At 40.5% G+C, this 22,752-nt stretch carries 18 protein-coding genes; 7 read left to right on the top strand and 11 right to left on the bottom strand.

Features of this window, described 5'->3' with window-relative positions:
* The first annotated feature begins 3 nt into the window (after positions 1–3).
* Positions 4–651, top strand: a complete 648-nt coding sequence (locus ACTQ5J_RS12345; RefSeq protein ID WP_441753387.1) for a CBS domain-containing protein — start codon at positions 4–6, stop codon at positions 649–651.
* Positions 652–1,155: 504 nt separating this feature from the next.
* Here ACTQ5J_RS12345 and ACTQ5J_RS12340 read toward each other — a convergent pair.
* The 4 genes from ACTQ5J_RS12340 to ACTQ5J_RS12325 form a co-directional block, all read right to left on the bottom strand.
* A complete protein-coding gene (locus tag ACTQ5J_RS12340; RefSeq protein WP_441753386.1) occupies positions 1,156–1,629 on the bottom strand; it encodes a glutathione peroxidase in 474 nt (157 codons plus the stop codon).
* A gap of 51 nt (positions 1,630–1,680) precedes the next feature.
* Positions 1,681–2,400, bottom strand: coding sequence for a YebC/PmpR family DNA-binding transcriptional regulator (locus tag ACTQ5J_RS12335; protein WP_441753384.1), 720 nt, complete (start codon positions 2,398–2,400; stop codon positions 1,681–1,683).
* Between the two features lie 225 nt (positions 2,401–2,625).
* Positions 2,626–3,600, bottom strand: coding sequence for a GMP reductase (gene guaC, locus ACTQ5J_RS12330; protein WP_441753382.1), 975 nt, complete (start codon positions 3,598–3,600; stop codon positions 2,626–2,628).
* A 57-nt stretch (positions 3,601–3,657) separates the two neighbouring features.
* Positions 3,658–5,286, bottom strand: coding sequence for an ABC-F family ATP-binding cassette domain-containing protein (locus tag ACTQ5J_RS12325; RefSeq protein WP_441753381.1), 1,629 nt, complete (start codon positions 5,284–5,286; stop codon positions 3,658–3,660).
* A gap of 308 nt (positions 5,287–5,594) precedes the next feature.
* On the opposite strand from ACTQ5J_RS12325, the gene ACTQ5J_RS12320 reads away from it, so the two are divergent.
* Entirely contained in the window at positions 5,595–7,760 is a 2,166-nt protein-coding gene (locus ACTQ5J_RS12320; protein ID WP_441753379.1) for an LPXTG cell wall anchor domain-containing protein, read from the top strand.
* A gap of 92 nt (positions 7,761–7,852) precedes the next feature.
* Here the strand turns inward: ACTQ5J_RS12320 and ACTQ5J_RS12315 are convergent, their stop codons facing one another.
* Positions 7,853–8,323 carry a VOC family protein gene (locus ACTQ5J_RS12315; protein ID WP_441753377.1) on the bottom strand — a complete coding sequence of 157 codons (471 nt, stop codon included), beginning with the start codon at positions 8,321–8,323 and terminating at the stop codon, positions 7,853–7,855.
* A gap of 170 nt (positions 8,324–8,493) precedes the next feature.
* On the opposite strand from ACTQ5J_RS12315, the gene ACTQ5J_RS12310 reads away from it, so the two are divergent.
* On the top strand, positions 8,494–9,192 hold the full coding sequence (locus ACTQ5J_RS12310; RefSeq protein WP_441753375.1) for an enoyl-CoA hydratase/isomerase family protein: 699 nt from the start codon (positions 8,494–8,496) through the stop codon (positions 9,190–9,192).
* Between the two features lie 221 nt (positions 9,193–9,413).
* On the opposite strand, the gene ACTQ5J_RS12305 is transcribed toward ACTQ5J_RS12310, so the two are convergent.
* From ACTQ5J_RS12305 to ACTQ5J_RS12295, 3 genes are read right to left on the bottom strand one after another with little or no spacing between them, the layout of a single operon-like run.
* A complete protein-coding gene (locus tag ACTQ5J_RS12305; RefSeq protein WP_441753373.1) occupies positions 9,414–11,762 on the bottom strand; it encodes an RNA degradosome polyphosphate kinase in 2,349 nt (782 codons plus the stop codon).
* Between the two features lie 38 nt (positions 11,763–11,800).
* Positions 11,801–13,363, bottom strand: coding sequence for a Ppx/GppA phosphatase family protein (locus ACTQ5J_RS12300; RefSeq protein ID WP_441753477.1), 1,563 nt, complete (start codon positions 13,361–13,363; stop codon positions 11,801–11,803).
* A gap of 30 nt (positions 13,364–13,393) precedes the next feature.
* Entirely contained in the window at positions 13,394–13,870 is a 477-nt protein-coding gene (locus ACTQ5J_RS12295; protein ID WP_441753371.1) for a nucleoside 2-deoxyribosyltransferase, read from the bottom strand.
* Between the two features lie 514 nt (positions 13,871–14,384).
* Here ACTQ5J_RS12295 and ACTQ5J_RS12290 point away from each other — a divergent pair.
* The 4 genes from ACTQ5J_RS12290 to ACTQ5J_RS12275 all read left to right on the top strand — a co-directional run bounded on the left by ACTQ5J_RS12290 (position 14,385) and on the right by ACTQ5J_RS12275 (position 18,581).
* Complete coding sequence (locus tag ACTQ5J_RS12290) at positions 14,385–15,257, top strand: DegV family protein (RefSeq protein ID WP_441753369.1); 873 nt, start codon at positions 14,385–14,387, stop codon at positions 15,255–15,257.
* Positions 15,258–15,473: 216 nt separating this feature from the next.
* Entirely contained in the window at positions 15,474–16,592 is a 1,119-nt protein-coding gene (locus tag ACTQ5J_RS12285; protein WP_441753368.1) for an S-(hydroxymethyl)glutathione dehydrogenase/class III alcohol dehydrogenase, read from the top strand.
* Position 16,593: 1 nt separating this feature from the next.
* Positions 16,594–17,433, top strand: a complete 840-nt coding sequence (gene fghA, locus ACTQ5J_RS12280; RefSeq protein WP_441753367.1) for an S-formylglutathione hydrolase — start codon at positions 16,594–16,596, stop codon at positions 17,431–17,433.
* 518 nt (positions 17,434–17,951) lie between these two features.
* A complete protein-coding gene (locus ACTQ5J_RS12275; protein ID WP_441753475.1) occupies positions 17,952–18,581 on the top strand; it encodes an IS3 family transposase in 630 nt (209 codons plus the stop codon).
* 119 nt (positions 18,582–18,700) lie between these two features.
* Here the strand turns inward: ACTQ5J_RS12275 and ACTQ5J_RS12270 are convergent, their stop codons facing one another.
* Genes ACTQ5J_RS12270 through ACTQ5J_RS12260 form a run of 3 tightly spaced genes read right to left on the bottom strand, consistent with a single transcriptional unit; the run spans position 18,701 to position 21,945 of the window.
* Positions 18,701–21,178, bottom strand: a complete 2,478-nt coding sequence (locus ACTQ5J_RS12270) for a heavy metal translocating P-type ATPase (protein WP_441753365.1) — start codon at positions 21,176–21,178, stop codon at positions 18,701–18,703.
* A 21-nt stretch (positions 21,179–21,199) separates the two neighbouring features.
* Positions 21,200–21,409, bottom strand: a complete 210-nt coding sequence (locus ACTQ5J_RS12265; protein ID WP_441753363.1) for a heavy-metal-associated domain-containing protein — start codon at positions 21,407–21,409, stop codon at positions 21,200–21,202.
* Positions 21,410–21,441: 32 nt separating this feature from the next.
* Positions 21,442–21,945 carry a BlaI/MecI/CopY family transcriptional regulator gene (locus tag ACTQ5J_RS12260; protein ID WP_441753361.1) on the bottom strand — a complete coding sequence of 168 codons (504 nt, stop codon included), beginning with the start codon at positions 21,943–21,945 and terminating at the stop codon, positions 21,442–21,444.
* Between the last annotated feature and the right edge of the window lie 807 nt (positions 21,946–22,752).

Genomic DNA, 22,752 nt, shown 5'->3' with positions numbered 1-22,752 from the left:
TGAATGTATATTAAAGATTATATGTCAACGAATTTAATTACGATTACACCCGAAACAAGTGTTTTAAAAGCGAGTGACTTACTAAAGCAGCACGATATTAATCGTCTACCTGTTTTAGAAAATGGCCAATTAGTCGGCTTAATTACAAAAGACATTCTTTCTAAAAATTCTCCATCTGGAGCGACGAGTTTAAGCGCTCATGAAGTGAATTATATTTTAGAAAAAACGACGGTTAAAGACGTCATGAAGAAGCAGGTGATAACTATTGCACCAGATAGTATTGTTGAAGAGGCAGCTTCAATTATGCGCTCAAACAATATTGGTGTGTTAGTGGTCACTGAAGGTTCGAAGCTGGTTGGTATTATTACAGATAAAGACATTTTCAAAGCTTTTGTTGATGTGTCTGGTTATGATACTCCAGGATCAAGTTTAGTTGTTGAGTTAGTTGGAGACCGTAAAGGGGTCATCGAGGAAGTCGGTGATGCTTTAGTAGAAACAGACGTTAACTTGACTCATATGATTGTTTATCATCATGAAGAAAATATCCGTCTTGTACTGCATGTCTCAACAACAGATACAACTTTGCTTGAAGAGGCAATTAAAGCACGTGGCTACGAAGTGAAATCTGTCCACGAAAAAACAACCGACTAATCATTTAAAGTCCTAAACGCATATTAAAGTTGCGTTTAGGACTTTTTTTTGTTTGGAGTGGAGGGATGGTGGGAATAAACTGGATACGTTTGAAATGATATCTGCTATGTTTCGCATCATGGCGAGTTGAGCGACGATGAGAAACATGGCCCAGGATTCGTGGCGTCCTTCGCCATGATGCTTACTACTTAAAAGCTAAGAAGGAAGGCGATGACATTCAAGTCAACTAAGAATCAGCTATTGAGTAGTAAGCATGCTGAAGATAGAAGACAGCTAGTTTTGACTTTCTACACCGCAAGTAGACACGAACTAATCCAAGGAACCAAATAAAAAACGTGTTCCTTTGAGTATAAGAATCACTCGAAGAAACACGTTAATCGTATTAAATAGTTATCTTTACTTGCACTTATCTAGCAAAGCCAGTCAGCATAAGAAAATATATCAAACGTTAATAACAGTTAACCGTTGCCGCATGCACAAGTATCAAGCATTAAGCATTAAAGACTATAGAAGTTTCTCAATATCCTTAACCATTGATTTCGGTTCGGTTGTCGGCGGATAGCGTTTAATAACCTCACCTTCACGATTGATTAAAAATTTCGTGAAGTTCCACTTGATATCGGAATTGATTAAGCCACCTTTTTCTTGTTTCAACCATTGATATAAAGGTGAAGCAGTCGGGCCGTTCACATCAATCTTTTCGTTTAAAGGAAAGGTTACTCCGAAATTCAAACGGCAAGACTCTGTCATATCCTCATTACTGACAGGTTCTTGATTTTTGAATTGATTGCTCGGGAATCCAATCACAACAAATTGGCGATCTTGATAATCTTGGTATAGTTTTTCTAAACCATCAAACTGTTTTGCAAAGCCGCATTCCGTTGCGGTATTCACAACCAAAATGACGTGGTCATTGTATTGGTTAAATGCATAAGGGTCACCATTACTTCTAATTAATGAAAAATCGGGTAAAGTCATGTCGTCTCCTTCTACCAGCAACTAAGCGGTGTTGTTTTATAGTTTGGCTATTTAATCATCTAGCGCAACATTATGATAAACTTTTTGAACATCGTCATCTTCTTCAAGCGTGTCAATCAGACGTTCGAATAAGCGTAAATCCTCACCAGTTAATGTTACTTCATTTTGTGGTAACATTTCAATTTCAGCGACTTCAAAATCACTGATATCGATGTTTTCTAATGCTTCTTTAATAGAGTGGAACTCATTTGGCTCACCATAAACGACAATCTGTTCATCTTCAGTGAAGACTTCGCGGACATCGACTTCAGCTTCCAATAAGCCCATCATAATTTCATCTGCATCGTTGCCTGCAAATACAAAGACAGCAGTCGATTCAAATAAATAGTTTACAGAACCACTTACGCCCATATTTCCACCGTTTTTTCCAAAGGCTGAACGGATATTTCCAGCGGTACGATTGACATTATTCGTTAAAGCATCAACGATAATCATGGAGCCATTTGGTCCGAAACCTTCATAACGTAACTCTTGGAATGTTTCGTCATCGCCTCCTTTGGCTTTATCGATGGCTTTTTCAATAACATGACGTGGAACGTTATAAGTTTTAGCTCGGTCCACAACGAATTTAAGTTTTTGATTTAATTCGGGATCGGGTTCACCAGATTTTGCTGCCGCATAAATTTCAATTCCAAATTTAGCGTAAATTCTTGAAGTATTCTGATCGGTTTTCGCTTTTTTTTCGCGAATGTTCATCCATTTACGTCCCATTAAGTTCACTCTTCTTTCTAAATGTCTTAGGTATATTATATACATGAAAGGGCTCATTTGTTAAGTTAGAATGTAATGAGACTGGGCTTTTCCCGCTCTAGAAGCCCAATGCCTACTTTAAAAGCGAACATTCACCAAAATAATTAATGCAACACAATATAAAAAACTCTCTCCTGGACCGAGTGGCCAAAGAGAGAGTTAATTGCTTCTTTATTATGACTCTACTTAACGATCGCCATTAAAAATACTATTACGTACAATGACATAGTCAACTTTACGAATCGCATCTAAGTCACGACCACCAGCATATGAAATAGAAGATTGTAAATCTTGTTCCATCTCAGTTAAAGTATCTGTTAATTTACCACGAGCGGCAATCATTTCGATTTTACCTTCAACGTTTTTGCGTTCACCTTTTTGATGTTCTGATGCACTACCGAAGTACTCTTTGTAAGTACGACCGTCGATTTCTCGAGTGCGACCAGGACTCTCTTCGTGAGCAGCCAATAATGATCCAATCATTACCATTGAAGCACCAAAACGAACAGATTTTGCGATATCACCGTGATGACGAATGCCACCATCAGCGATAATAGGTTTACGTGCTGCTTTTGCACAAGAACGAACAGCCGCTAATTGCCAGCCACCAGTTCCGAAACCAGTTTTTAATTTTGTGATACATACGCGACCAGGACCTACGCCAACTTTCGTAGCGTCTGCACCGGCATTTTCAAGTTCACGTACACCTTCAGGTGTACCAACATTTCCAGCAATCAAGAAAGTTTGCGGTAGCATTTCTTTAATAAAACGTACCATGTCTAGAACATCCTCAGAATGACCATGAGCCACATCAATTGTGATATACTCAGGAATTAAATTCTCTTCAACTAATTCTCGAACAAAATTATATTCGTAGTCTTTAATACCCACACTGATTGAAGCAAACAAGCCACGCTCATGCATCATTGTAATAAATGGTTTTCTTGCCGCTTCATCGAAACGGTGCATGATATAGAAGTAATCATTTTCTGCAAACCAAACGGCCAGCTCTTCATTTATTACTGTCTGCATATTGGCAGGAACGACAGGGATTCTAAAAGTACGCGGACCAAACTGAACGGACGTATTACATTCAGAACGGCTACTAACAATCGATTTATTTGGAATCAGTTGGATATCTTCATAATCAAAAACTTCCACAAAACATTCTCCTTTATTGGCGCAAAATATTAGTTATTTTGACAATACATTATTAAATTAAGCGTTGTATAACTCTTCCACACGTTGTTGTGTTTCAGGAGTATTAATAAATTCTTCATAAGTAGTGTTGATGCGGTCTAATGAACCGTTTGGTGTTAATTCAATGACGCGGTTAACCGTTGTGTTTAGTACTTCGTAGTCATGAGAAGCAACTAACATCGCACCTTTAAACTTAACTAACCCTTCGTTAAGCGCCGTGATAGACTCTAAGTCCAAGTGGTTAGTTGGTTGGTCTAATACTAAAACGTTCGCTTTAGAAAGCATCATTTTAGATAGGATACAACGAACTTTTTCTCCCCCAGATAAGACGTTAACTTTTTTCAGTACGTCATCACCAGAGAATAACATACGGCCTAAGAAACTTCTTAAGAACGTGTTGTCACTTTCTTCTTTAGAAGCAAATTGACGTAACCAGTCAACAATGTTTAATTCCACACCGTCAAACTCGTCGCCAGAGTTACGTGGTAAGTAAGTTTGAGAAGTAGTCACTCCCCACTCATAAGTCCCACTATCTGGTTCAATTTTACCAGTGATAATATCAAAGAAGGTTGAAATTGCGATATCGTTGCGACTAGTGAAAGCCACTTTATCATCACGGTCTAGAGTAAACGTAATATTATCTAGAATTTTAACGCCATCAACTGTTTTTGAAAGACCATTGACGCTCAACAAGTCATTCCCGATTTCGCGTTCAGGCGAGAAGCCTACGAACGGGTAACGACGTGAAGATGGTTGAATATCATCCAAAGTGATTTTATCCAATGTTTTCTTACGAGAGGTTGCTTGCTTAGATTTAGAAGCATTCGCAGAGAAACGAGCGATAAAGTCTTGTAATTCTTTGATTTTCTCTTCTTTTTTTGAGTTTTGGTCAGCAGCTAATTTAGCAGCTAATTGGCTCGATTGTAACCAAAAATCATAGTTACCAGCATACAATTTAATCTTACCAAAATCGACGTCAGCCATATGCGTACAAACGTTGTTTAAGAAGTGACGGTCATGGGATACAACAATAACAGTGTTAGGGAAGTTAATAATAAACTCACTTAACCAACTAATTGCTTGAGAATCTAAACCGTTTGTCGGCTCATCTAGTAACAAGTTATCCGGCTTACCGAATAATGCTTGGGCTAGCAAAACCTTAATTTTATCTGCTTCGATTAATTCACGCATTAAACTGAAATGCATGTCCGTTGTGATGCCTAACCCTTGAAGCATGTTACTTGCTTCTGATTCTGCTTCCCAACCGCCCATTTCAGCAAAAAGACCTTCTAATTCTCCAGCGCGAAGACCATCTTCATCAGTAAAATCTTCTTTCATGTAGATAGCATCTTTTTCTTTCATAATTTCGTACAATTCCTTGTAACCCATCATGACCGTTTCAATAACAGTAGAGTCTTCGAAACCGTAGTGGTTTTGGCTTAAAACAGCCAATCTTTCGTTTGGATCCATTGAAACATTACCTGTTGAAGGTGAAATTTCTCCGGATAAAATATTTAGGAACGTTGATTTACCTGCACCATTGGCACCTATTACTCCGTAACAGTTACCTGGTGTAAACATTATATTTACATCATCAAAAAGTTTGCGGTCAGGAAACTGCAAACTTACGTTTGATACGTTTAACATTATTTATCCTCCTTGAGTGCTTATAGAAGGTGTCAAGCACTTCTGACACAAGTAATATAATAGCATAACTGAGCGGATAAAAGGACTATTTTAGGAAAAATTAGAACATTCCTAGCAAGAGAATTCTTAATGAAACGCTTACCTTGAATTAAATGACAAAAGTCAGAAGAAACGTTAGAATAGGGACAGGTTTTAGGGAACTATTTTGACCGACAGTTAATCGAATTTGTTTGAATTGACATAAGAAAGTCAATGAAATTTCACATTTATCACGTATAATTGAAAGTACATTAAGAGGGGGAAGTCACATGAACATGAAAAAAATATTATTCGTTTCGGCCAGCACCTTAGCATTAGGAACTGTTTCAGCGAATGTAAACTATCTAGGAGATGCTTTGGGCATGGCGCAGGCAAGCATTGTTTATGCTCAAGAGTTAACTCCAGAACAGGAAGCCCAAGTTGCACAAATTAAAGATACACTGGCAGGTTTAGAACCTGTCAACTTAGAACAATTACTAAGCGTATCGGACCAAGATTTATTAACTTACTTTAATGATGCGTCTGCAGCAAGTACAGACAGTGCCGTTATTTACAAAGCTGTCTATGATTCACTTGCAGCCAACTATCTAAATTTAGGTTTATTAACTGGAGAAAACTATGATGCTTACCGCCGTGCGGCCGAAGCAATTGTAGCAGGCTCAAGCTATTCGTTTTCTGATTTAAATACCGCTTTACCAAGCGATATTCTTGCTTGGTACCAAACAGAATTTGCGACTAACGAACAAAACGTTGAAGCGACGGTAGCAGCGATTTTACCGCAAATCACCGTAGCACGTGACGCTTATATTGAAAGACGTGACGCTCGCGAAGCAGAAGCAGCAGAAGCAGCAGAAGCACCGGAAGAAACATCATCTGAAGAAGAAACTCCAGAAGAAACGTCATCTGAAGACGTACCGGAAGAAGACAGCTCTGAAGAGGAAATTCCGTCAGAAGAAGCACCAGAAGAAACCGATTCAGAAGAAACGACACCTGATGAGGAACCGTCCTCTGAAGAAGAGCCAGAAGAATCCGACTCAACAGAAGTGCCAGTCACTGATTTAGAGTCAATGAAAGCCTCATTAGTGGAATACACATTTATCACGGAAGCAGGCTTAACTTACTTTGATGAAACAGTCTTGAACACTTACTTGCCGATTGCAGTTGAAAACAACTTTAGCGCGGAATCTGCCTTAGTGATCCAAGATCGATTAGTTAGTGAAAGACCAGACTTATTTACTGGTGAGCAAATTCAAGAAGTTGCTAACAAAGTCAGAGTAGCAGCAATCGCTGAAACACCAATGCTGCAAACACAAGCAGAAGAAATTCCAATTGAAGCTTTATTAGCTTACAATAAAGTGATTAACACAAGCGAAAATGGTGTCGAATATCTCTTTAACCGCTCAATTGAAGATTATCCAGAAGTATTTGCTGATGAAGCAGACCGCTTCCGTACAGTTTTAAATGAAGAATATCAGTTAAATGCTGATGACTTAGCAGTTGTTCCAGATGTTTCTCTGATTTGGGAAGAGTATTATACATACTTACAAGCAGGTGGCGCAGAAGACTTCCAAGAATTAGCCGCTGTCATGGAAGCTAAATATGAAGTCAGCCGTGAAGAGGAATCTAGCGAAGCCGAATCTGAATCTGAAACTGAAGAAACAGCCTTAGACGGCTTCAAAGCTGCTGTTGTTTCACAAACGGACATAACGAATGACCAATTAGCAGCCTTAGGCGACGAAACGCTACAAGCAACGATTGACACATTCGGCTTTGATATTGAAGACACGACTGAAGGCAACGCAGTTGGCTTTAGACGCATGTTGATCACTTACTACCCAGATAATTTCACAAGCGAACAAGTGAACTCAGAAGCGAACCTATTGCGGGAAACATCAGTTAACCTGACGCCAATGACAATGGATATCGCCAACCAAATTCCATCAGGAGACTTCCTAGCATGGAACCGTGAAGCGATTGACGCAGGTGGAAACGACATGACTTATCCATTCCAACGCGCAGTCGAAGAATATCCAGACCTGTTTACCGATTTAGTCATCCAAGCTAAACAAGACTTAATAGGAAACACAGCCTTAACTCAAGCCCAAGTAGACCAAATGAAATTCGTCGACTTATTATTTGCGAACTTCTCGGCTGACGCTGAAGTGGACTATGCGGCAGCAGAACAACACTTACGCGAACTGTATCCAGCAGTCTTTGAGTCAGACGCAGCATCTGAAACAAGCTCAGAAACAGGAACCGAAAGCGAATCAGATAGCACAAGCGTATCCGTATCAAAATCAACAGACGTTGAAGCAGGTGACCAACCGACCTTACCAAACACGGGTGAAACCAGCTCATGGTGGATCGGTGGCGTCGCAGTCATTCTAATCGCAGTAGCCGGCTACCTCATTTACCGCGGCCGCAAAGCAAACTAAATAAAGACACAAAAGCAGGGAACTCACTAAGAGCTTCCTGCTTTTTATTTAGGAAAAATAAGTCACTCACTTAACTAAACCAAATCCCCGCCTCAACTTTCCCGACAGTCTCCTAAGTCTCCGCTTTTTAAAGTCTCGCGACCGCTTGGAGCAAGCAAATCCACTTTTATGCGATCTGAATCTTCGAAGAAGACAGCGTAATGATTCGGCCCACCAGCAAAAGGATGGCGAGGCTCATATAAAATCCGTACGCCTCTTTCGCGTAATGATTGTGTAAAATCATCAACTTGTTGGTGCGAAGTTGCATGAAAGGCTAAATGATTTAAGCCAACGGCACGAGGATGGAAAGGTGTCTCTTTAAAAGCTTCATCTGCTTGGACAAATACCAGGTAAGTATCCCCGGACTTCCAACTTTTACCTTGATCCCAACTTTGGTAAATCTGGTAACCAAGAGCTTCCAATAACCAAGACCAGATGGTCAAGAAACACTCCAAGTTTGAAACGTATAATTGAATGTGATGAATGAGTCCGGTTGTCATAATAAAACTCCTTTCTTCTTGCATTTGAATATACCCCTTTACCGATTTATTTAATTAGTTAGAAGATTTAAAGACTTCTGACATTTAGGACATCTAACTAAACAGGAGCCTTTTGCGGACAAAGACGGACCAGAGTGATAAACTAAAGTGAGTGAAATGATTGGATTTTAGAAAAGAAAAGCATGAGCAAACAATTGGTAAAGGTAACAAAAGAAGGACATATCAGTTACTTATCTCTCGATTCTCCAGCAAATTTAAACGCAATGGGTTTAGGTATTGTGAGCGATTTACTCGCAGCTTTGATTGAAGCAGAAGCCGACCCAGGCACACAAGTGATCGTCATTAACAGTACCGGCAAATTTAGTGCGGGTGGCGATTTAGTCAGCTTGAATAAACAAGCGAAAGCACAAGACGCTGATACCTTAAAAGAACTGGTAGAGGCCGTTGCTGATGTCATCCTTTACATTAAAAAAATGACGAAAATTGTCATTAGTTCAGTTAACAGTGCCCCTGCAGGAGCAGGCTTCAGTTTGGCCTTAGCCTCTGATATGATTATTGTGGCAGATAATGCAAAGTTTCTGACGACCTTCGTTAGCGTGGGCTTAGTGTCAGATGGTGGGATTTTATACTTGCTTTCCAAAGCTATCGAGAGTAGCCGCGAGCTAAAACTAAGTATCACAGGTCGTTCAGTGACAACCGACGAAGGGCTCGAACTTGGCCTCGTAGCTTACCGCAACCTAAAAGCATTGAACTATACGGCCAACTACTCAGAACTAGAAAGGTATCTTAAGGAAGAAACAGTTGCTCAAAGCCAAGCCGTGTTGTCTGACCAATTTATCGAAGGTACAGATGCTTTCATTGCCAAAAGAAAACCTAACTTTTCAAACAACTAAAAGTGGACATAGCGTCGTACAATATTTTTTAGAACACTAAGTGTTCATTAAACGTTACGAAGATCCGGCTGTTTCTCTTTAAGTTGTGTGCTATCTTCTTATACGTGTCTGCTTCCAAATATTCCCAATGCTCAAGTCCATCAAATAAGAAAAGTCTCGCGATACTCACTAAATAAAGTGAACGTCGCAAGACTTTTCTATAGCTGTAATGACTCTGATAATTATTTGAAACCTAACAAACGTAGCAATTTTAGCCACCAGGAATGTGACTCAACAGCCAGCGGGGGTACCTCTGGCTTAGTGGACTGAGTAGACGACTCATCAGAAACTTGAATTACTTGATTAAGTAGTTCTGCCTCATTAGCAATTTCTTGACCGAGTTCAGCCTTTTTTAAGGCTATTTTCAATGCGTCGCTCTCCATTTGGGCACGTTTGATTAGGACATTTTGACTGTTGATGCGCTGCTGGGACTTATCAGGTTGAATATAGTCACCATTATTTTGCAAGATTTGAGCTTTTAAAGTGTCTGACAATTGCAACTCTAAATAATTAAAGATTTCTTGTTCGATTGTGTTGTCGAGAATAGGGAACTCAATTTCTACTCGTTTGGTCATATTGCGAGTCATCATGTCCGCCGATGACAAGAATAAATGATGATTGCCATTACGATGGAAGAAGTAAATTCGTGAATGTTCTAGCAAACGGGCAACGATACTTCTGACGTGAATTGTTTCTGAAATGCCTTTAATTCCAGGTTTCAAGCAACAAATACCACGCACGATTAAATCGATTTTCACACCCGCATGACTGGCTTCATACAGTTTTTTGATTAATTCTTTATCAGTCAAAGAGTTCATTTTAGCAATGATGCGACCATTACCATACTTCTTATGAAACTCAATTTCCTCCTCGATATAATCCATCAAAGAATCTCGAATCGCAAAGGGTGAGACATGTAAATGCTTATAGACAGGGCGTTCAGTGTAACCACTCAAATAATTAAAGAAATTAGTGGCATCCGCTGCAATCCCTTCATGGGTCGTAATAATCCCCATATCAGTGTACAAATTGGCCGTTTTATCATTATAGTTACCAGTTCCTAAATGAACATATTGTTGCATATGCTCCTCTTCACGCCGAGTAATCAAGGTGATTTTACTGTGGGTTTTTAAATCCGTTACCCCGTATAAAACATGACAACCCGCTTCTTCTAATTCACGCGCCCAGAAGACATTGTTTTCCTCATCGAAACGCGCCTTTAATTCGACTAGAACCGTGACTTCTTTGCCATTTTCCGCTGCCTTTTTCAAAGCCGCAATGATTGGCGAGTTTTTAGACACACGATAAAGTGTTTGTTTAATAGAAATCGTCTGGTGATCACTCGCTGCGTGTTCCACTAAAGACACAATCGGTTGGAAAGAGTCATAGGGATGGTGAAAGTATAAATCACCTTTTTTGGCTTGGGTAAATAAACTCTCACCAAGGTGGGCAGGATTTAGATAGCTGTCATAAGGTTGATACATCAACTCAGAAAATCCATCCCCGATTTCATCGCGTAAACTAAATAAGAAAGTTAAATCGAGTGGCCCTTTGATTTGATAGACATCATTAATATGTAAATCCAGTGCATTCAATAAATACTGGACTTGTTTTTCTGAAAAATCATCTAATTGGGACGTGTCCACTTCGACGCGAACTGCCATGCCGTTTTTACGTTTTTTGACATAATCTTCAATCACTTCTAGTAAATCCGATGCGCCATCTTCAATAATATCGAAGTCAGCATTACGCGTAATTCTAAAAGGGTACGTATAGCTAATCGTTTGACCTTCAAAGAGCCTTTGGATGAAATGACTGATGATATCTTCAATCATAATAATCGTTTTCTTAACGCCAGCATCGATCGTAAAGTAGCGATTTAAGAGGGCTGGAATAGGCACAATGGCCACATTGCTTTGCCCATCTTTTTCTAAGCGGACCAGAATATTCAATAACTTATTCGTTAAATGCGGGAAAGGGCGGTAAGCATCAATCCCCAAAGGTGAGAGTGTCGGCATAATTAATTGCTCAAAAATACGCGCCACTTCTGCCAATTCGTCTTGATTCAGTTGCGAGATTCGTTTAATCGTACACTGAACTTTTGGTAACATCCGTGCTAATTCTTGATAGCGCTCATACTGCCTAGCCACAATCTGATGGTTCTTTTCACTAATAGCAGAAAGCAATTCTAATGGGGACATATAAGTTTTCGTTTCTGAAATCTCAATGTTTGCTAAATATTGATCGTAGACGCCCGCTACTCTGACCATGAAAAACTCATCTAAGTTAGAACTGCCAATCGCAAGGAAATTGAGCTGCTCTAAAAAGGGGTTTTCATTATCATAAGCTTCTTCAATCACGCGCTTATTGAAATCCAACCAGCTTAACTCACGGTTAAAAAAATTAGCCGCCTGATTGAATTCGTCAACAGGCAATGGGGTCAATCTAGTTTGCTCATTAGGCTCAATGCTTCGCTGCGAGTCGAGACTCTGGTCACTCGAAGTAGGCGGCCTTTTCGATTCATTCATCATCCTAAAAACTCCTTCCAGCACATCGCAAATGATATAACTTATGCTTCTTGTGATGCAATATCACGGTAGTTGAGCGATAATTTGCCATCCAAGGCACGCTCTAAATGTTTGATATGACGATTAGTCCGATATTTTTCAGCCACAATTGGACCGTGATGTTCAATCGTTAAGGTGAAATTGCCATCCGTTTCACGGGATAGATTTAGAGTGTGAATGGGTGCCGTCTGCGAATCATTTAAAGCTTGGCAGAATTTAATCACACCACCTAATTTCTGTAATTCTATTTGACTCGACTCACTGAACCAACCGTCAAAATCCTCAAGATACTGATTAAATAATGAGCGGTTTCGGTAACTACTCAGTAAAGCCAAACGTAAACGTTCGATATGCGAAAAGCCGAACAGATTCATGTTTGATAGTAAGTAAAAGGTATGTTGCGACTCGGCTTCTGCACTAATAAAGGAACCGAACATATACAGGTAAGTCGAAAATTCCAACATCTCTTGAGTCTGATAGGAATACTCAAACTGCTCTAAATCACACATCTGCTTGTATAAATCCAAACACGTATTGACCCTTAATTGGGCACCGTCCAAATGAATCGGGAATAAATGAATCGCTTGACGAATGGCACGCGCCTTAATTAATTCTGTATCAAGTGGCGAATTGTAAGTCGTATTAATATAACTCAAGGCAATCCCTTCACGTAGACCTTGCATCGAAATCGCGAAAGTCGAGGCCTTGACTGCGTTGAATAATTCAATAAACACTAAGTTAGCTGGGATAATAATATCCACTCGGTCCGAACTCAAGCCATCAATGTCACTCATTTTATCTAAAGAAGTTGAAGTAAATAAATCTAGCGTATACTCTAAATTATCTAAAGACAAATGATAACCATGAACCCCTGCAATTGGATAATTCGTCGCCCGCTGATGGACCAAGGTCACGTTACGCGCCGAGCCACCCACTGCTACAATAGGCAGTTTTGCTTTTTTAAGCCAAGCAAACTGCTTGAACTGCTTGCTGACAAATTTCGACAATTCCTGCATGGCTTCTTTGTCATTATGCTCCTTACCGGCAAAAAACTGCTCCTTCAAAGACACCGTCCCAAATGGGAAACTGAAGTATTCCTTCATCTGTTTGTCTTCAAATAAAGTAACCTCACAACTACCGCCACCGATATCAATCGTAATCGCATCTTTATAAGACGTTGAATGCATAATCGCATACTGGCCATAAGATGCTTCAGCCACTTCTGGCACAATCTCTATTTGCCAACCCATCCGGTCGAACACTTGAGCTAGAATATCCTCTTGATTGACTGACTGACGAATCGCCGCCGTCGCCAAAGGCTTAATCGTATCGACATGATGCTCATCCGTCACCAAACGAAAACTCTCTAAAGCGCGAACCAACTTATCAATCCCCGCTTGATCCATCACCTTCTCGCCATCCACTAATGTTAAATGTTGTGACAAACGAGCAGGCGTCTTAATATTAATCAATTCGGTTAAATAATAATCGTAATCAATCCCATAAATCACTAAACGGACCGTATTCGATCCAATATCCACAATCGCTAATTTTTCTTGATACATCACTCGCCAACTCCTCAAAGTTTCAGAATATTAGATATATTGTTTAATCGCCTCAATCGCCTCAGACGACGACGCAACCACCTTACCATTCAATTTGACTAAACCAACTGTATATAAATTGACATAACTAAATTGTGACTCAGCCAAAACCTGTAAAGCCGCCAATTTCTCAGGATGAGCCCCACCTTGCTGACGCGTATCTGAATATAAAGCCACAATCGGAATCCCAGCTTGATAAGCCACCCCAATCTCTGAAGCCACACCAGGATCAATCACCTGACCATCCAACACCGCAAACAAGACATCACTCTTAAGAATCGCCTCAGTATCCAACTTCGCAATCATCTTAGAATCCGCATACGCATTCTTATCATTAATCTCCCCTTGCACCTGAGGCAAAAACACCTCTAAACCAGGCAACTCCTCACGCATACGCCCCGCCAACAACGCATTAAAGGCCAACTCCATCTCATTAAACAAAGATGCTGCGAAATATAACTTAGCCATCCTAAAACTCCCCTTCATCAAATCTCAATCTAATTTAATTATATCGAAGCAACCAAGCTGATACAATCACAAGCCCCTATAAAATCACAGATTTAAAAATAAGCTTCCCCAATAAAGGCGAACACCCAGTCATCAGCCCACCACATTCTTGTCTAAGGAAAGCTGCTCTGTCTGTAAAAGTAACAAGCAAAGATGGTTTCCTTATTAAAAAAACACCCAAAAACACTGAACTTCCAACGACAAGTCCTTTAAAAGTACCAAGCTCTACGATTAGTTTTAATAAAAACAAGCAGAAAACGTGGGACATTAACTAGCCAGTCATGCGAGAAAGTAGGCAAGGTAAACGCTTTTCTTATTGCACAATGTATGTGAGTTGTCTATAATTTGAGTTCAAGCGTTAATCGCCAATGTGAGATATAGTGACTGGTGGAGAAATTTAAAATGCTTTTATTATCATTAGAATATAGGCTGATTTTTGTGAGTGAAGATTGGTTTGTTTATTAGGAGATTAAATATGATTAAAATTATGGCGGATTCAACCTGTGACTTATCTCAGGAAATTGTGGAACAGTACAATATCGGTATAGCACCTTTAAAAATTGATATTAATGGCAAGACTTACCGTGATAAAATAGACTTATCTTCAGATGAATTCTTCGAATTTCTTCCGACGTTATCGCAGTTACCAACGACCGCAATGCCAAGTCCTGAAGCGTATTTAAATATTGTTGATGATGCGATGGCAGAGGGCTATACTGAATTTTTATGCATCTGTATGTCGAGTGGCACAAGTGGTTCTTATCAGTCAGCTGTTTTAGCAAAGAATATGTTTGAAGAACAATATCCCGATTCAAATGTGAAGATTCACGTGGTTGATTCGGCGTCGATGAGTCATGGAAGTGGTTGGCTGATTTTAAAATCGGCTCAGTTGTTAGAAGAGGGCTTTACATTCGAAGCGTTAATCGATTTTAACGAAACTCACAAGAAGCGCGTCAAACATTTATTATGTGTGGACGATTTAAAAAACCTTATTAAAAGTGGACGTATCTCAAATACAGGTGCATTTGTAGGCAGTATCTTACAAGTAAAGCCTATTATGTCGATGAAACAAGGCAAGGGTGCCATCGTTGCGAAAGTTAGGGGACTTAATAAGGCTCTCAAATATTATGTTGATGAGTTTATCAGCCGTAATCAAGCAGATATGAACAATTTTATTATTATCGGCTATTCCTCTAATGTCGAAATTGCTCAGCAATTAAAAGAACGCCTTGAAACACAAGCGAATTTCAAAGGGATTATTCACATTATGCAGATGGGTGTCGCTGTTGGAACACACGTCGGCTTGGGTGGCGTATCGATGTTCTTTATGGAAAAAGCCAAAGCTTAAATATACATTAAATAGAAAAGCCGGTCCTTTGATGAATGAAATCATCAAAAGGAACCGGATTTTTTATTGTAAACTTGATAAAGCAATGGGTAAAGTGCCATCATATATGATATAAAAGAACCGGCACCCCATCTACTAAAACACCCGAAGCAAGCGAGAAAAAATTTAAAAGTGTACAATGAGAACAGAACACTTTAACAAGAAAGAGGTTTTTAGATGAAAAGTAGAGCAGCAGTAGCATTTGGACCCAATGAGCCACTGAAAATTGTGGAAATCGATGTAGCAGAACCGAAAGACAACGAAGTACTTATCAAAATGTTGTACACGTCAGTTTGTCATACTGACGCCTTCACATTATCTGGTGATGATCCAGAAGGAGTTTTCCCAGCAGTTCTCGGGCATGAAGGTGGAGGAGTTGTGCTATCCGTCGGTAAAAACGTTACATCTGTTACAGCGGGCGATCACGTGATTCCCTTGTATACGGCTGAGTGTCGCCAGTGTAAATTCTGTTTATCAGGTAAAACAAACCTATGTAGTGCAGTTCGCGAAACACAAGGGAAAGGTTTGATGCCAGATGGCACGACGCGTTTTTCTTACAAGGGCGAGCCGATTTATCATTACATGGGGACAAGTACTTTTAGTGAATACACGGTCGTGAATGAAATTAACTTAGTTAAAGTGGATGAAGAAGCACCTTTAGATAAAGTGTGTCTTTTAGGCTGTGGTGTAACGACTGGTTTAGGTGCGGTTAAAAACACAGCCAAAGTTGAAGAGGACGCGGTGACTGCGGTCTTCGGTTTAGGAGCGATTGGGTTAGCGGTTATCCAAGGACTAAAAAAAGCAAACGCAAAACGCATTATCGCGGTTGACTTAAATCCTGACAAATGGGGATTAGCGAAGAAAATGGGTGCAACTGATTTCCTTAACCCGGCTGATTTAGATCGTCCGATCCAAGAGGTAATTGTTGAAATGACAGATGGTGGAGTGGATTATAGTTTTGAATGTATTGGAAACGTTGAAGTGATGAAATCGGCTCTCGAATGTTGTCACAAGGGCTGGGGTGAAAGTATTATTCTAGGTGTTGCCGGTGCAGGTAAAGAAATTCACACGCGTCCATTCCAATTGGTAACGGGCCGTGTATGGCGCGGTTCAGCTTTTGGTGGTGTGAAAGGCCGTACAGAATTACCTGGTATGGTGGAAGACTTCATGAATGGCGAGCTTGACTTAGATTCATTCATTACACACCGCTTAGACTTTACTGAAATCAACGAAGCCTTTGATTTATTGCATAAAGGAGAGTCAATTCGTACTGTTTTAACATATGGAGGGAAATAAAATGTCTGTAGAATTAATTGAAACACATCGTTCTTTTGGTGGCGAGCTACGTAAGTACCGCCATTTTTCTAAAGCGATGAATGTTGATATGATTTTTAGTCTATATTTACCAGAAGTAGTTCAAGACGAAGCTAAAGAACTATCATTAATTTGGTGGCTATCAGGCTTAACTTGTACCGATGACAACTTTAGTCAGAAAAGTGGCTTCCAACAATATGCTGCCAAACATGAAGTGGCAGTTGTCATTCCCGATACATCACCGCGCGGTGACAATGTTGCGGATAGTGATGCTTGGGATTTAGGAACCGGCGCTAGTTTTTATGTTGACGCTAATCAAGAACCTTGGGTAGAGCACTATCAAATGTACACTTATTTAACAGAAGAACTTCCGCAAATAGTTTACGACTTAATAGGAAACTATTCTGGTAAAGAAAGTATCATGGGGCATTCAATGGGTGGTCATGGCGCACTTGTGATTGGCTTGAAGAATCCGCAACGTTTTGAAGCCATTTCAGCTTTCGCGCCGATCTCTAATCCAAGTCAAGTGCCTTGGGGTCAAAAAGCGTTCACAGCTTATTTAGGTTCAGAAGAGAGCAGCTGGAAAACTTGGGATGCGACCTATTTGATTAAAGAAGCCAAACAAGTTCCGCCAATTCTAATTACTCAAGGAGACGCAGATAATTTCTATGAAGTGCAGTTACAAGAAACAGCTTTCCTAGAAGCAGCGACAGGACACGACGTTCGCTACCAATTGGAAAAAGGTTATGACCATAGCTATTTCACGATTGCGACCTTCATTGGCGAACATATCGACTTCCACTCAAAAGCGTTGAACAAATAATAAAAACATCTTGCTAACTGATACTGTCATAGGCAAGCCCAACGGCAATCTGTAGATTTTACAGATTGCCTTTTTTTATTGCCCGCCAAGCGATGAGGATACTTTAGCTATGAAGCGATAAATCAATCTAAGGAAGATACTAATAATTGAGCCACATGCAGTAGAGCCATAACGATCATGACATAAGTGCGACGTAATTCCCATATGAGCTATCTTTAGTTAAACGATAGGGTGCCAGTTTAATCTGATTAATTTGCTCTTCACTATAGGGTGTCTTGTTTCACATTGTACTTTCGCTATGTTTTGCTTTGAGTCGAGCTTTTGTGTCTGTTTGCTTAAAAAATAGTGTTTTTTTAGAGATATCTAGAAAAAAGTGACCCTTTTGGCTAACTGTCCATAGTTTTTGACACTCTTTTTTAGGATGGTTCATTTTATCGAAGGGCCTTGTCACAAAAACTCTATTCTATAGAGTACACTTTATAGAATTCTAACCCCATGTGGTTGTTTCTTGACGTCTAATTAGAGGTCATTTTCTTAACGCTAAAGTCAACCTTAAATGTATTCAACGATTGATGCATCTATTGGGATTAAAAGTTGTCATCTCTCGCAAACGTTACAATTATAAGCCTCATTCTCCATCCCATGTGGCTGAAAACATACTGAACAGAGAATACCAAAAGGACTATCAGCCGATGGAAGTCCTATTAACAGATGTCACAGAGTTTAAGTACGGGACTCAAGCAAAAGTTTATCTAAGTGTCATCCTAGATTATGGCGAAAAGAAAATTGTGACATTCAAACTCTCTAAACATAATAATAATGAATTAGTTCGAGAGTCAGTCAGTCAAATGGAGGATAGAATTAAAGCAACTAAAACACTCATCCATAGTGATCGTGGCTTTCAATATCCGTCACACAGCTTCAAACATTTCGCGGATGAACATCAAGTTATTCAGAGTATGTCGAGAGCGGGTAAATGTATTGATAACGGTCCAATGGAGGGTTTCTTTTGGACGCTCAAAGATGAAAGGTATCGTTTGAATGATTATGAGACTTTTGAACAGTTAGAGTCTGATATCAAAGATTATATTGACTTTTACAACACCAAGCGAGTTACACTGAGCATGGGGTTAAAGATACCAGCATAAAAAAATACCATGTATGATGTCTTATCATACATGGCACAAATATTTTGTTTATTTATCTGTCTACTTGACAGGGAGCAGTTCATGCACTAGTTTCCGGGGGCTCTTTTCTTCTATAAAGATTAGCGGTTTCTCAAACGTAAAGCGTTCAGTAAAACAGAAACCGAACTTAAACTCATCGCGACCGCTGCGAACATTGGACTAAGTAGTGGGCCACCAAATAAATGAAGCACACCCATGGCGATTGGAATTCCAATCACATTATACCCAAAGGCCCAGAACAAATTTTGCTTAATGTTGCGAATTGTTGCATGACTCAAGTTAATGGCTTCCACCACATCGGTCAATTGGTTTTTCATCAAGACTGTATCAGCCGATTCAATCGCAATGTCTGTTCCAGAACCAATGGCCATCCCAATATCGGCTTGGGCTAGAGCAGGCGCATCATTAATCCCATCACCCACCATAATGACATGCTTGCTTTCTGCTTGTAGTTTCTTGACCATATCGGCCTTATCTTCCGGCAGAACCTCACTCATGACACGGCTGACACCAACTAATTCGCCAATCTTCTCAGCTGTCTTGCGATTATCACCAGTAATCATAATGACTTCTAAGCCCATCTTCTGCATTTGTTTAATCGCTGCGGCACTTTCTGATTTAACTGGATCGGACACCGAAATGACACCAGCTAATTGATCATCAACTGCAATAAACATCGGTGTTTTCGCCTCATTGGCTAGACGGTCCGCTGCTAGCATTAATTCTTTATTTTCCGGCAAGTCAGCCATCAGTCTTTGGTTTCCTATTTTGATAGTATGAGTATCGATTTTGGCTTCAATCCCTTGACCGGTGATACTGTTAAAGTAATCTACCTCGGGTAAGGTCAGACCTTTCTCCTCGGTCGCGTAACGGACAATCGCTTCACCTAATGGATGTTCCGAAGCAGATTCAGCCGCCGCAATCCATGCTAATAATTGAGCATCGTCTTGACCATCGGCTAACACAAAGTCGGTTACAGTCGGTTGACCTTCCGTAATCGTCCCGGTTTTATCCAACAAGACCGCATTAGCGTGGTGAATGCCTTCTAAAGCCGTTCCACTTTTAATTAAAATCCCTTTTTGCGCACCATTACCGGTCCCGACCATAATCGCTGTCGGAGTCGCCAAGCCCAAAGCACATGGACAGGCAATAATCAGAATACTGATGAAAATTGTCAGCGCAAATTCAATCGGCTGACCCATCACGAAGTACCAGAACAAACCAGACACAATCGCCAAGCCCATCACAATCGGCACGAAGTAACCTGAAATCACATCAGCCATCTTCGCAATCGGCGCCTTGGTTCCTTGTGCTTCTTGAACCATTCGGACAATTTGCGACAACATCGTATCTTGACCAATTTTCGTCACTTGGTAAGTAAAAGCACCTGTCTTATTAATACTCGCACCCGTCACCGAATCGCCGACCGTTTTTTCAACGGGTAAACTTTCCCCAGTTAACATCGACTCATCAATATTTGAATGCCCCTGTGTAATCTCACCATCGACCGGCAAACTTTCCCCAGGACGTACTTGGATTAAATCGCCGACTTGAATCATCTCAACAGCGACCAATTCAACAGATCCGTCTTCCTTAACACGGCGCGCTTGGCTTGGTGTTAAATCCATCAAGGCTTTAATTGCTGCCGACGTTTGACCTTTAGCACGTTCTTCCAAGTAACTACCGACATTCATTAAAGTTAAAATCACTGCTGCTGATTCGAAATATAAATCAGGATGACCAACTGGAATGTAACGTTGGGTCACTAATAAGTAAGTCATCACTAAACCTTGAACAAAAGCGGCCGTTGTCCCGACCGCAACGAGAGAATCCATATTAGGATGTCCCCCGAATAAGAGCTTGAAGCCACGTTGATACATCGCACGTGCCAACCACACAACCGGTAGCGTTAAGACTAACTGGAGGAGCGCGTTAATGCCTGGTTGATGATGTGCATCAATCAAAGCCGGCACAGGCAGCCCAATCATCGGGCCCATCGTTAGAATAAAGAGTGGAATCGTAAAGACTGCCATCCAAATCACGCGTTGACGCATCTCTTTTAAACGAGTCTCTTTTTTAGCTTGATCAATCTCATATTGTTCTTGGGCTGATAAAGATAGCGACGCTTGATAGCCTGCCTTTTTCACAGCATCAAACACTGACTGTGCATCTGCTGATTCACTCCAATCAACACTCAACGTTTCAGTTGCCAAATTGACTCCAGCTTGTTTGACTGCTGGTAACTTAGCCACCGCTTTTTCAACATTGGCCGCACATGATGCACAAGTCATCCCATCAATCGAGAAGTTCTGATGCAAGCGGTCATGACTTAAAGCCGCCGCATCATGTTCAATAATCAACTGATAGCCGGCTTTTTTAACGACTGCTTGTAAATCAGCCACCGACAATAAAGTATCATCAAAGGACACTTGTGCTTTCTCGGTTGCTAAATTGACTGACGCTTCCTCAACACCCTCAGTCCTATTCAAACTTCTTTCCACATTGGCCGCACACGAAGCACAGGTCATGCCTTCGACGGCATAGCTTACTTTAGCCAAAACATCCACTCCCTTTCTAAATTATTTTACTAAACGATAGCCTGCTTCATCGACAACCGAACGAATCCCTTCAAAATTAGTGGCTGCTTCATCATACACCACCTCTGCCGATTGTTTGTCTAAATCAACCGTCGCCGACTCAACGCCTACCACATCATTTAATACACGAGTAACCGCATTGGCGCACCCTTGACAACTCATCCCTTCAACTGTATACAATTCTTTTTTCATTAGTTATTCCTTCTTTCAATTTAAAATTCTACTTACGCATATTGTCCGTGACCCTGCGAATGACACTGACACTGACCAGGCGCACAATCACACTTAATCTTCTCCGGCGCCGTCTTCAATTTATCCTGCAAAGTCTCCAACAAACCAAGAATCTGAGCCTGCGAAAACGTATTGCTATCCAACAAATGCTGCACAATATCCGCACGATCCAAATTACAGGTATTGACCATAATCTCATCAGTCCGCGCCAAAGTTGCATCCTCTAAAGAAATCGAACTCGAATACAAGAAGGGCGTCACGGTCGTATCCTGAGTCAACACACCTTTTTTCGTCAAACGATTCAACATCGACTTGATGGTGCCTTCCTTCCAATCAGAAAGCCCCAACATCGTATCAATAACCTGACGACTCGTCACCGCGCCCTCGGCCCATACGACTCGCATGATTTCCCACTCAGCCGCACTAATCGCAAGCTGCTTTAATTCAACCGACATCTCAAAACCTCCCTCTGGGTTACGGTTGTAACCTCGATACATTTACAGTTTACACCTGTAACCCATAAAAGGCAAGCCCTTTTCCTACAATAAGTCGCCAATCTTCTAACAAACCATACAAATCCCCCAACATTCTCCACCTCCCACGCTGACGAATGCATCAAGAAGAACCCCTGAAAGAACTCTGACAAACCGCTGATAGCCATTTATAAAAGGTACCTTGGATAATCTTTCCTCGAATTTAATTCTAATTGTTGCACTCGAAGTTTGAGTGGTCACGTTAAAGTTTTAATTGTCCCACTCAAATCTTGAATGGGCTAATTAAAACTAAAAAATCACCTAATAGGTGTATTATCAGTCAGCAACCTGAACAAAACCCGGCGAAATCGGATCATTTTCGGCTGATTTTACTAAACTTAATTCTAATTGTTCCACTCGGAGTTAGAGTGGTCACGTTAAAGTTTTAATTGTCCCACTCAAATCTCGAGTGGGCCAATTAAAACTAAAAGATCACCTAATAGGTGTATTATCAGTCAGCAACCTGAACAAAACCCGGCGAAATCGGATCATTTTCGGCTGATTTTACTAAACTTAATTCTAATTGTTGCACTCGGAGTTTGAGTGGTCACGTTAAAGTTTTAATTGGCCCACTCAAATCTCGAGTGGGCCAATTAAAACTAAAAGATCACCTAATAGGTGTATTATCAGTCAGCAACCTGAACAAAATCCGGCGAAATTGGATCATTTTCGGCTGATTTTACTAAACTTAATTCTAATTGTTCCACTCGGAGTTAGAGTGGTCACGTTAAAGTTTTAATTGTCCCACTCAAATCTTGAATGGGCTAATTA

It is taken from the genome of Fundicoccus sp. Sow4_F4 (assembly GCF_052116145.1).
In the GTDB taxonomy this organism is placed as follows: Bacteria; Bacillota; Bacilli; order Lactobacillales; family Aerococcaceae; genus Fundicoccus.
The sequence above is the reverse complement of the archived record's forward strand: the minus strand, read 5'-3'. Positions and strand labels throughout refer to the sequence as shown.

Bases quoted from the DNA above. Each gene is read 5' to 3' on its own strand.
- ACTQ5J_RS12345 (WP_441753387.1), top strand. From the start codon at position 4: ATGTATATTAAAGATTATATGTCAACGAATTTAATTACGATTACACCC.
- ACTQ5J_RS12340 (WP_441753386.1), bottom strand. From the start codon at position 1,629: ATGACTTTACCCGATTTTTCATTAATTAGAAGTAATGGTGACCCTTAT.
- ACTQ5J_RS12335 (WP_441753384.1), bottom strand. From the start codon at position 2,400: ATGGGACGTAAATGGATGAACATTCGCGAAAAAAAAGCGAAAACCGAT.
- ACTQ5J_RS12325 (WP_441753381.1), bottom strand. From the start codon at position 5,286: ATGTTAAACGTATCAAACGTAAGTTTGCAGTTTCCTGACCGCAAACTT.
- ACTQ5J_RS12320 (WP_441753379.1), top strand. From the start codon at position 5,595: ATGAACATGAAAAAAATATTATTCGTTTCGGCCAGCACCTTAGCATTA.
- ACTQ5J_RS12315 (WP_441753377.1), bottom strand. From the start codon at position 8,323: ATGCAAGAAGAAAGGAGTTTTATTATGACAACCGGACTCATTCATCAC.
- ACTQ5J_RS12305 (WP_441753373.1), bottom strand. From the start codon at position 11,762: ATGATGAATGAATCGAAAAGGCCGCCTACTTCGAGTGACCAGAGTCTC.
- ACTQ5J_RS12300 (WP_441753477.1), bottom strand. From the start codon at position 13,363: ATGTATCAAGAAAAATTAGCGATTGTGGATATTGGATCGAATACGGTC.
- ACTQ5J_RS12295 (WP_441753371.1), bottom strand. From the start codon at position 13,870: ATGGCTAAGTTATATTTCGCAGCATCTTTGTTTAATGAGATGGAGTTG.
- ACTQ5J_RS12290 (WP_441753369.1), top strand. From the start codon at position 14,385: ATGATTAAAATTATGGCGGATTCAACCTGTGACTTATCTCAGGAAATT.
- ACTQ5J_RS12285 (WP_441753368.1), top strand. From the start codon at position 15,474: ATGAAAAGTAGAGCAGCAGTAGCATTTGGACCCAATGAGCCACTGAAA.
- fghA (WP_441753367.1), top strand. From the start codon at position 16,594: ATGTCTGTAGAATTAATTGAAACACATCGTTCTTTTGGTGGCGAGCTA.
- ACTQ5J_RS12265 (WP_441753363.1), bottom strand. From the start codon at position 21,409: ATGAAAAAAGAATTGTATACAGTTGAAGGGATGAGTTGTCAAGGGTGC.
- ACTQ5J_RS12260 (WP_441753361.1), bottom strand. From the start codon at position 21,945: ATGTATCGAGGTTACAACCGTAACCCAGAGGGAGGTTTTGAGATGTCG.